We start from the raw sequence: 9,544 nt of genomic DNA, 5'->3' as shown, positions 1-9,544 counted from the left end.
GCGGCTGGTCGGCCAACGAAGAGTTCAGGGCATCCATGCCGCGCTCCTGCACGAGATCGGATCACCCCTCATACACCCCATTCTTGTGACACAGTAGTACTAGAGCGGGATCGAAGAACATGGCCTCAGCGGATACGGGCTCGGTACGGACGGGCTCACCTGCCCCCTTTACGGCCGCTCATGCGCGGCCGTCCACCGTGAGATCCCCGCGCGAGACGGCGCTTGAAATGCCGGCGGCCCCGCGATACACCCCGCCGCAGTGCCGCCGTAGCTCAGTTGGTTAGAGCACCAGATTGTGGATCTGGGGGTCCCCCGTTCGAGCCGGGGCGGTGGTACCATCGATTTTCCCGAGCGGGACCTGAGGGGTTGGCGGATCGCCGGCCCCTTTTTCGTGGCTCGGCCGGATCGGCCGCAGCGGCCCGCTCGCCGGGCTCGGAACCGTGGCCGATCTGCAACGCTCGCGCAGTCCTGCGCGGTGCCGCGATTTCGCCCACACCTGTCACGCCCCGGCCACAACCTCGGCCGTGTTTGCGCCACATCTGTCCCGATACAACGGGGCTCGGCGGCGTCGTTAACGGCGCGTGAAGGAGCTGGGTCTCAGAGATGCAGGGTCGCATGGCCGGGTCGTTTCGGACTGGAACCGCCAGGGGGCGCTTCGGCGCCGGGCCCGTCGCTGCCAACGATGTCCTGGCGGTCACGGCGCAGGTCGGGCGCCAGCACGGCAGCCGGCCCGCGCTGACCCGTTCGCTCCTGTCGATGTCGCTGCTCGCCGGGGGCTTGAGCGCCGTGCTGATCGGCTCCGGCGTCGAGCTGGGCAAGATCGGCCTGGAGCAGGCGGTGCCCTCCGCGCAGGCCGCGACCGAGCTCGTGATGCCCCGGCCCCGTGTGCAGACCAGCGCCCTGCCGGTCCTCGACCCGCCGCCCGCCGTGCTCACCGCCTCGGCGGCCTTCGCCCCGGTCCACGACCTCGACACGGAGCTCGGCTCCGACGCCGTCGACCGGGTCTCCTACGATTACCTCCTCTCCGAGAGCGCGGTCGGCGACCCGAACGACATCCTCGAATTCGGCCCGATGCGGATCCGGCGCCACCTCGTCCAGACCATCGTGCGCGCGGCCCAGACCGTGCAGACCGACCCGGTCCTGCTGATGGCCGTGGCCGACAAGGAATCGAGCTTCATCACGGCCGTGCAGGCCAAGACCTCCTCGGCCACCGGCCTCTACCAGTTCATCGAGCGGACCTGGCTCGGCGTCTTGCGCGATTTCGGCTCGAAATACGGGCTTGCCCAGGAAGCGGGCCTCGTCGTTAACGACGCGAACGACAAGCCGAGCGTGGCCGACCCGGCCGAGCGCGCCCGCATCCTGGAGATGCGCCGCGACCCCTATCTCTCGGCGCTGATGGCGGGCGAGATGCTGAAGCGGGATGCCGCCCGCATCGCCCTGCGGATCGGGCGCGAGCTCTCGCTGGGCGAGGTCTATCTCGCCCACTTCCTCGGCCCGGACGACGCCGAGGCATTCCTCGCCAAGGTGGTCGACAAGCCGAAGGCCGCCGCCGCCCAGCTCCTGCCCGGCCCCGCCCGTGCCAACCGCTCCATCTTCTTCGCGGCCGGCCGCGGTCGCCGCAAGGCCGCGAGCCTCTCGGTCGCGCAGGTGCACGAGAAGTTCGAGGCGATGATGAGCGCCCGCGGGCAGCGCTACCGGGACGTGCGCGCGGTCTCCGGCGTGATGGCCTACGCCGACGCCGATTGAGCGCGCCAGGGTGCCGTTTCGCGCGCTTCGCGCAACTCACGACGGATTCCCGACTTTCTTCCACGGGTGATCGCGCAACGCGCGTCTTGCGGTGAACAGTCCGGGGGCAGCTCTTGATGATCTCGAAGCATGACGGGACCGCTATTGGCAGCCGCGGCACGCGGCCGGCCGAGACGCTGACGCCCGGCATTCCCCTCGATCAGATCGGCCAGACCCTCGCCTCGTTCTACGACGCCCTGGTGGCGGAAGGGATTCCCGAGCACCTCGCCGCCCTCGTGCGCCAGGTGCGGCAGGCCGACGGTGCGGATGCCGACGGCGCCGCGGCCGGCCCGCACGCCTCCTGCGCCCGGGAGCCGCGCCTCGCCCTCGTCGTCGAGGACGACCCCCAGGTGCGGGCGCTCGCCGAGGCGCTGCTGGAGGAGACCGAGCTCGGCGTCGTCGGCTGCGACAGCGCCGAGGCCGCGCTCGACGTGTTGCAGGCCCGCGGCGGCGAGGTCGCCCTGGTGTTTGCCGACGTGCGCCTCGCCGGCGAGATGGATGGGCTGCAGCTCGCCCGTGCGGTCGCGACCCTGTGGCCGCGGGCGCGCCTCGTCATCACGTCGGGCCGCTCGGTGTCGCGGCCGGAGGTTCCGGACCAGGCCGTCTTCATCCCGAAACCCTGGCGCGCCCTCGACGTCCTCGTCGAGGCCGAGCGGGCGGCGAGCGACCCGCACCCGCCCCTGCCCTGAGCCCGACCGTCGCGGCCCGCGCCGGCCGGGCGCTCGGGGCCTGGCTCTTGCATCAGGCCCCCCTGTCGCGGGCCCCCTGCATCGGGATTCAGCAACGGTGCTGCGCCCGCGCGCGGCGGAGTCTTGCCCCTTGCCGATCCTGTCCGTCAATCACGTCACGACCTACCGCTACCGCCAGCCCGTCGCCTTCGGCGAGCATCGCATCATGTTCCGGCCGCGCGACAGCTACGATCAGCGCCTGATCGAGGCCACCCTCGACATCGAGCCGCCGCCGCAATCCCTGCGCTGGCTCTTCGACGTGTTCGGCAATTGCGTCGCGGTCGCGACCTTCGAGGGCCGCAGCACCACGCTGCGCTTCACCTGCGGCATCACGCTGGAGCACACGCCCGAGCACGCCCCGGTCTTCCCACTGGCGCCGCACGCGACCCATTATCCCTTCGGCTACGGTGCCGAGGACATGCCGGACCTGATCCGCTCGATCGAGCGCCAGTATCCCGATCCGCGCCACGAGGTCGATCATTGGGCCCGGAGCTTCGTTCCGGCCGAGGGGCGAATCCCGACCCAGGACCTGCTCGCCGCCATGACCCGGAGCGTGCGCCGGAACTTCACCTACCTCGCGCGCAGCGAGAAGGGCGTGCAGGACCCCGTTGCGACGCTCCGGCTCAAGCGCGGCAGCTGCCGCGACTTCGCGGTGCTGATGATGGAGGGCGTGCGGGCGCTCGGCATGGCCGCCCGCTTCGTCTCCGGCTACCTCTACAATCCCCGCGGGGACCGCGAGCGCCATGTCGGCGGCGGCTCGACCCATGCTTGGCTGCAGGTCTACCTGCCGGGCGCCGGCTGGGTCGAGTTCGACCCCACCAACGGCATCGTGGGCAACCGCGACCTCATCCGGGTGGCCGTGGCGCGCGATCCCCGCCAGGCGGTGCCCCTGCACGGCTCCTTCTTCGGCTTCCCCGCCGACGATCTCGGCATGAGCGTCGAGGTCGACGTGGTGGAGCTCGACGTGGTGAAGGCCAACGTGGCGGAAGCCGGCGTGGTCGAGGCGCGGTGCCCCGAAACCCTGCCCGTGCGTTGACGGCTCGGCCGTTCAGATCTTCGATCCCCGGCGCGATCCTCGCGACGCGTCCGTCCCAGAATCCGAGAGAGGCAGCGAGCGCGATGAAGATCAGGACCGGTTTCGACATCGCGTTCAACGCACCGCAGGCGACGCCGATGATCCTGGCGCTGAGCGTGCATCCGTCCCGGATGCACGACGTGCTGACCCCCCACACGATCCGCTTCGACCCGCCGATCCCGAGCCGGGACTTCCGCGATTCCTTCGACAACGTCTGCACCCGGATCGTGACGCCGCCGGGGCTCCTCACCATCTCGGCCGATTTCGTGATCGAGGATTCCGGTAAGCCCGACGCCGTCGCGCCGGAGGCGCGGCAGATCGCGGTGCAGGATCTGCCGGACGCGGTCCTCGTCTTCCTGCTCGGCAGCCGCTACTGCGACACCGACAAGCTGTCGGAGACGGCCTGGTCGCTGTTCGGCAACACGCCCGAGGGCTGGGCCAGGGTCCAGGCTATCGTCGACTACGTGCACGAGCGCATCCGCTTCGACTACCAGCTGGCGGATGCCACCCGCACCGCCTGGGACGGATTCATGCAGCGCCACGGTGTGTGCCGGGATTTCGCGCACCTCGCGGTGGCGCTGTGCCGGTGCATGAACATCCCGGCCCGCTACTGCACGGGCTATCTCGGCGACATCGGCGTCCCGCCGGTGCCCGACCCGATGGATTTCTCGGCCTGGTTCGAGGTCTTCCTGGCGGGACCCGAGGGGCCGCGCTGGTACACGTTCGACGCCCGCCACAACACGCCCCGCATCGGCCGCATCCTGATGGCGCGCGGGCGGGACGCGACCGACGTCGCTATCACGACGAATTTCGGCCTCACGCAGCTCACGCGCTTCGACGTGCACACGGACGAGGTGGCGTGAGCGGCGGCTCGTCTCGGTGCGCTCGCGCACCGGTCAAGCTGATCCGTCAGGTCCGGGCCAAAATCTTCCCAAGGCCGTGGAACCGCCAGCCTACGCCTACGCTTGTATAGCAAAGGTTACTGCACAGGTAGGCTCCACCATGAAGACCCTTGCTAGCGCTTTCGCGGGCATCCTCGGTGTCTGTGTTCTTGCGGCGGCCCCCGCCTCGGCGGCCTCGTCCTATGATCCCTTCGGCGCGGGCAGCGCCGACGACTATTACGCCGGCCAGGACCAGGCCTATGGATACCAGCGCGCGCCCTCGCAGGGCTATTACGGCCAGGGTTACGGCCAGGGTTACGGCTATGGCCAGGGCGCGCAGGCCGCGCCGCAGGCGCAGGTGCAGCCGATCCCGCGCGAGCTTGTGCGGATCAACGCCAACTACAAGCCCGGGACGATCGTGGTGTCGACCTCCGAGCGGCGCCTCTACTACGTGCTGCCGAACGGCGAGGCGATCCGCTACGGCGTCGGCGTTGGCCGGCCCGGCTTCACCTGGTCGGGCGTCAAGACGGTGACGGCCAAGCGCGAGTGGCCGTCCTGGACGCCGCCCGCGGCCATGCTCGCCCGCCGCCCCGACCTGCCGCGCTACATGGCCGGCGGAATCGAGAACCCGCTCGGCGCGCGCGCCATGTATATCGGCGGCACCGAGTACCGCATCCACGGCTCGAACGAGCCGGACACGATCGGCCAGGCCGTCTCCTCGGGCTGCATCCGCATGACGAACGACGACGTGACCGACCTCTACGAGCGCGTGAAGGTCGGCGCGAAAGTGGTTGTCCTGAACTGAGTTCCGGACTTCGGCGAGGCCGATCGGCCTCGCTCGCTCGATCCGTGAGGACGCCGCGCCATCTCTCTGATGGCGCGGCGCTTCTCATGGATGCTAGGGCGAAACGCGGCCGACGGCCGTCTGGGGCGTGCTGAAGGACGCGATCGGCATGTCGCAGAAGCAGCGGGCGCCGAGCGGGCGCGGCCCCGGCAACGGGCAGGAGAAGGGCTGCGGACCGCTCAGGCCCTGCTGGACGGCGTCGCAATTGTACCCGACGGCGCGTCGCGGGCCTGGGCGCACGGCGCGCTCCTCGTAGTCGCCGCGGCGCGGCGGCGGGCGGCCGTAGCCCTCCTCATAATATTGCGCGCTCGCGCTGTGCGATCCGAGCGCGCCGGCGATGATCGCGGCGGCGAGCCCGATGCGGGTGGCGGGTCGCATGGCTTTTCGTCCTCTCCGGGTGTCCTCGCGCTCCGCGCGGGGCGCGGGCGAGCGCCTGCCATTTCCGGCAATGCGGGCGAAAACGAGACGGCCCGCCCTGCCGGGATGGCGGGACGGGCCGACGCAGACTTCTGGCCCGGCCGCGGGGCCGGGCCTGCGCGCTACGAGGTTGCCTTGCGGGTCGCGTTCTCGGCGTCCTGGGCGGTCTGGCGGGTGGCGTCGGCGCCCTGCTCCATCGCCTTGCGGGCTTGGTCGGCGCTCTCCTGCATCACGCTCTTGGCGCGCTCGGCGCCCTGCTGCATCGCGCTCTGGGCAATGCCGCCGAACTCCTTGGCCTGGGCCTGGATCGCCGCGAACTGCGTGCGCACGAACTCGGCCTGGTGCTGCATGGCCTCCTGAACGTCCTTCGAGCGCACCAGCTTCTGGGCGAGGTCGAAGGCGGCGTTCACGTTCTGCTCGGCGAATTCGAAGCCGCGGGAGGACAGGTCCTGCGCATTCGTGCGGGCGGCCTCGGCCGAGCCCTGAACGGTGTCGGCCGTGCGGCGGGCGGCGCCGATGAAGCTGTCGAACGCCTTGCGGGCCTGGTCGACGCTCTTCTCGGCGAAGTCGCGCATCTCGCCGGGAACCTCGTAATTCGGGGTGTTCGCCATGTCCGTCTCCTCTCGTTCTCGCTGTTGACGCAGCGTTGTGCGCTGCACAATAACACGTCCGCAACCCTATGCCACCCAGGCCGGCGGCATTAAGGTTGATATGACGTAAACGTGTGACGCCCCCGCGAAGTGTCCAGCGCCGCGACGCTTCCGGCGCTACAATAAGGCCGTGGTAACGAAGTTTTTTCAACCGGACAGGTCCGGATGACCGACGACGGGGCTGGGGCGACGACCTTGCGCGACGACAGGACGATCGATACCGCGCTGCGGTCGTGGGCGCGCGAGCCTCGCCTCGCGGCCCTCCTGTCCTCGCCCGCCGGAGCCTACCTGATCCTGGACGGCGACGGGACCCGCCTCGTCCACGCCTCGGAGGCCGCGCGGGGGGTCGCGCGCGCGCTCGCTCCCGCGGAGGGCGGCGCCCTGCCCGCTGGGCTGAGCGAGGAGATCGGCCGCGTCGGCGTGCCGGCGGACGCGCCGCGGCTCGCGCGCCTGTCGTTCGACCCGCGCCGGATCGCGCCCCCGAGCCTGTGCTGGCTCGCGCGCGGCAGCCTCGCCGACGGACGCCCCGCGCTCCTCGTCGCCCTCACGCAGGCGCCCCCGCGCCTGCGCGCCATGCCCGGCCGCCAAGCCGCCGCGCCGGCCCTCCCCGCCGCGCCGGCCGTCGCGAGCGCGGATCCGGCCCGGTCCGTGGAGGCCGCGGATCCCGAGCCGGTCGCGGTCGGCGAGCGGTTCGTCTGGCGCAGCGACGCCGCCGACGTGATCACCGAGGTCGGCGGCCGCCCGGCCGCCCTGCTGGCCCCGCGCCTGGCGGGGCGGCGCTTCGCCGATCTCGACGCCGCCGGCGCGCTCGCCGAGGCCGGGCCGCTCCTCGCGGCCCTGGCCGCGCGGGGCACGTTCCGGGCGATTCCCGTCGTCGTCGGTCCGGACGACCCGGCCGGCGCCCTCGGGATCGAGCTGTCGGGTGCCCCCCTCGGCCGGGCCGGGCAGCCGTTCCTGGGCTATGGCGGATTCGGCCTCGTCCGATCGGTGACCGTACCGAGCGCGACGGCCGCATTGCCCGAAGCGGCTGCGCCCCTCACTTCCTCGGGCATGGCAACGCTTGACCCGCCGCCCGCCGACGACAGCGACCCGTCCGAACCCGAGGGCGAGGACGGGCCCGTCCGGATCGCGACCCTGGCACCCGCCGCCCTCACCCTGGCCGCCCTCTCCCTCGCCGCCCTCGTCCCGGCCGCCCGTTTCGGCCGGATCTGGACCGCGGGCGGGCGTTCCGGGCCGGCGGCCGGCCGGCCCTGGAGCACGGCGGCGGAGCCGCCCGGCCCCCCGGACGAGAGCGCCGCGCCGGCGGCCGAGATCGAGAATGGGCGGCCTGCTCCGGATCCCGCCCTGACGGTCACCGAGCACGCGGCCTTCCGGGAGATCGCCCGCGCCCTCGGCGCGCGCTTCGCGGGCGACGAGCGCCCGGAGAACCCCCCGGACGGGGAGGCCGGCGGGCGCCAGTCCGGCGGTTCCGTGACGCCCTTTCCGGCCGCCCGCCCGGCCGAGCCGCGGCCGGCGGGACCGGACGAGGCCGAGGCGCTCGCGATTCTCGACGCTCTGCCGGCCGGCCTCCTGCTCACCCGCGACGACGCGGTCCTGTACGCCAACCGGCACCTTCTCGATCTCGCGGGCTTTCCCGATCTCGCGGCGCTGGCGGCCGCCGGCGTCGCCGGCCTGTTCAAGGGCCTGCCGCCGCAGGGCCGCGAGGCGCCCGAGGCCGCGACCGGCCGCCTGCCCGATCCCGTCGCGCTCGCGACCCGCGAGGGCGGCAGCCGGCAGGTCGAGCTCGAGCGCCTCAGCCTGCGCTGGGCGGGCTCGCCCGCCGACGGGCTGCTCGTCCGGGCGACGCGGCCGGACGATCCGGCCGGGCAGCTCGCCGCCGAGCGGGTGGCCCGATCGTTTCGCGAGGCGCACGCGGCCGAGGCGCGTTCGGCGCTCGACGCCCTCGACGACGGCATCGTCACCCTGGATGCGGCCGGGCGCGTGGTCGCGCTGAACCGGGCCGCCGCCGCGATCTTCGACTGCACGGCGCGCGAGGTGGTGGGCGTCAGCTTCGTCGCCCTGTTCGAGCCCGAGAGCGCGCTGGGGGTTCGGGCGAGCCTGCAGGCGACCGGGATCCCCGCGGCCCGCGAGGTGGCCGTGCGCGGGCGCGGCGGCACGCTGCCCCTCGAGCTCAAGCTCGCCCACCCCGACGCCGAGGGCAGGCGCGTCGCGATCCTGCGCGATCTCGGGCCGATGAAGCGGCTCGCGGCCGAGGTCGAGCGTGCCCGCGCGGCCGCCGATGCGGCCGGGGCCTGGAAATCGGACTTCCTCGCCAAGGTCAGCCACGAGATCCGAACCCCGATGAACGGCATCCTGGGCTTCGCCGACGTGATGCTGAAGGAGCAGTTCGGCCCGGTCGGGAACGACCGCTACCGCGACTACCTGCGCGACATCCACGAATCCGGGGAGCATGTCCTCGGCCTCGTCAGCGATCTCGTCGATCTTGCCCGCATCGAGGCGGGCCGGCTCGATCTCGCCTTCGGGCCGGTGCCGCTGAACGACCTCGTGTCGGGTTGCGTGGCGCTCCTGCAGCCGCAGGCGGCCCGCGACCGGATCGTGGTGCGCACGAGCTTCGCGGCCGATCTCACCACGCTCGTCGCCGACGAGCGCTCGATGCGCCAGGCCGCCCTCAACGTCATCGCCAACGCCATCAAGTTCACCGAGCCGGGCGGCCAGGTGATCGTCTCGACCACCGTGGCGGAGCGCGGCGAGATCACGCTGCGGGTGCGCGACACCGGCATCGGCATGACGGCCGACGAGATCGAGGCGGCCCTCGAGCCGTTCCGCCAGGTCGCGCTGGCCGCGCCCCGCAAGGGCGGCGGGAGCGGGCTCGGCCTGCCGCTCACGAAGGCCCTCGTCGAGGCCAATCAGGGCCGCTTCCGCATCACCAGCCGCAAGGACGAGGGAACGCTCGTCGAGATGCTGTTCCCGGCCCGCCTGGCCAAGAGCGCCTGATCAGCCAAGAGCGCCTGATCAGGCAAGAGCGCCTGATCAGGCAAGAGCACCTGATCAGGCAAGAGCGCCTGATCGGGCGCCTGAGGCGGGCGCGGCGCACCCGCCGCTGTCGCTGACAAGCTGGCCGGAGGATCCGGGTTGGTCCTTTGGGTTGCTTGACACCGGGCCGG

Annotated in this window: 8 protein-coding genes and 1 tRNA gene; 7 read left to right on the top strand and 2 right to left on the bottom strand. The window is 72.2% G+C overall.

Annotated features, from left to right (window positions below; translation table 11 throughout):
* Nucleotides 1-261 precede the first annotated feature (261 nt).
* The 6 genes from WDW90_RS01595 to WDW90_RS01570 all read left to right on the top strand — a co-directional run bounded on the left by WDW90_RS01595 (nucleotide 262) and on the right by WDW90_RS01570 (nucleotide 5,274).
* A tRNA-His gene (locus tag WDW90_RS01595) sits at nucleotides 262-338 on the top strand.
* A gap of 265 nt (nucleotides 339-603) precedes the next feature.
* Nucleotides 604-1,746, top strand: coding sequence for a transglycosylase SLT domain-containing protein (locus WDW90_RS01590; protein ID WP_336485489.1), 1,143 nt, complete (start codon nucleotides 604-606; stop codon nucleotides 1,744-1,746).
* Nucleotides 1,747-1,934: 188 nt separating this feature from the next.
* Nucleotides 1,935-2,474 carry a response regulator gene (locus tag WDW90_RS01585; protein ID WP_336485512.1) on the top strand — a complete coding sequence of 180 codons (540 nt, stop codon included), beginning with the start codon at nucleotides 1,935-1,937 and terminating at the stop codon, nucleotides 2,472-2,474.
* Nucleotides 2,475-2,604: 130 nt separating this feature from the next.
* Nucleotides 2,605-3,549: a transglutaminase family protein gene (locus tag WDW90_RS01580; RefSeq protein WP_336485488.1), complete on the top strand. Its 945-nt coding sequence runs from the start codon at nucleotides 2,605-2,607 to the stop codon at nucleotides 3,547-3,549.
* An 83-nt stretch (nucleotides 3,550-3,632) separates the two neighbouring features.
* Nucleotides 3,633-4,451, top strand: coding sequence for a transglutaminase-like domain-containing protein (locus tag WDW90_RS01575; RefSeq protein ID WP_336485487.1), 819 nt, complete (start codon nucleotides 3,633-3,635; stop codon nucleotides 4,449-4,451).
* A gap of 139 nt (nucleotides 4,452-4,590) precedes the next feature.
* Nucleotides 4,591-5,274 (top strand): L,D-transpeptidase, encoded by a 684-nt coding sequence (locus WDW90_RS01570; RefSeq protein ID WP_336485486.1) that lies wholly within the window; start codon nucleotides 4,591-4,593, stop codon nucleotides 5,272-5,274.
* A 93-nt stretch (nucleotides 5,275-5,367) separates the two neighbouring features.
* On the opposite strand, the gene WDW90_RS01565 is transcribed toward WDW90_RS01570, so the two are convergent.
* Both WDW90_RS01565 and WDW90_RS01560 read right to left on the bottom strand, forming a co-directional pair.
* Nucleotides 5,368-5,691, bottom strand: coding sequence for a hypothetical protein (locus tag WDW90_RS01565; protein ID WP_336485485.1), 324 nt, complete (start codon nucleotides 5,689-5,691; stop codon nucleotides 5,368-5,370).
* 161 nt (nucleotides 5,692-5,852) lie between these two features.
* Nucleotides 5,853-6,341 (bottom strand): phasin, encoded by a 489-nt coding sequence (locus WDW90_RS01560; RefSeq protein ID WP_336485484.1) that lies wholly within the window; start codon nucleotides 6,339-6,341, stop codon nucleotides 5,853-5,855.
* A gap of 204 nt (nucleotides 6,342-6,545) precedes the next feature.
* Between WDW90_RS01560 and WDW90_RS01555 the strand changes: the two genes are divergently transcribed.
* Entirely contained in the window at nucleotides 6,546-9,374 is a 2,829-nt protein-coding gene (locus WDW90_RS01555; RefSeq protein ID WP_336485483.1) for an ATP-binding protein, read from the top strand.
* Nucleotides 9,375-9,544: the final 170 nt, after the last annotated feature.

Origin of the sequence: Methylobacterium nigriterrae, assembly GCF_037106235.1 — a bacterium.
GTDB classification, from domain to species: Bacteria; Pseudomonadota; Alphaproteobacteria; order Rhizobiales; family Beijerinckiaceae; genus Methylobacterium; species Methylobacterium nigriterrae.
The sequence above is the reverse complement of the archived record's forward strand: the minus strand, read 5'-3'. Positions and strand labels throughout refer to the sequence as shown.

What these genes read in the sequence shown, in the direction of transcription:
- WDW90_RS01590 (WP_336485489.1), top strand. Translation starts at nt 604, where the DNA reads ATGCAGGGTCGCATGGCCGGGTCGTTTCGGACTGGAACCGCCAGGGGG.
- WDW90_RS01575 (WP_336485487.1), top strand. Translation starts at nt 3,633, where the DNA reads ATGAAGATCAGGACCGGTTTCGACATCGCGTTCAACGCACCGCAGGCG.
- WDW90_RS01570 (WP_336485486.1), top strand. Translation starts at nt 4,591, where the DNA reads ATGAAGACCCTTGCTAGCGCTTTCGCGGGCATCCTCGGTGTCTGTGTT.
- WDW90_RS01565 (WP_336485485.1), bottom strand. Translation starts at nt 5,691, where the DNA reads ATGCGACCCGCCACCCGCATCGGGCTCGCCGCCGCGATCATCGCCGGC.
- WDW90_RS01560 (WP_336485484.1), bottom strand. Translation starts at nt 6,341, where the DNA reads ATGGCGAACACCCCGAATTACGAGGTTCCCGGCGAGATGCGCGACTTC.
- WDW90_RS01555 (WP_336485483.1), top strand. Translation starts at nt 6,546, where the DNA reads ATGACCGACGACGGGGCTGGGGCGACGACCTTGCGCGACGACAGGACG.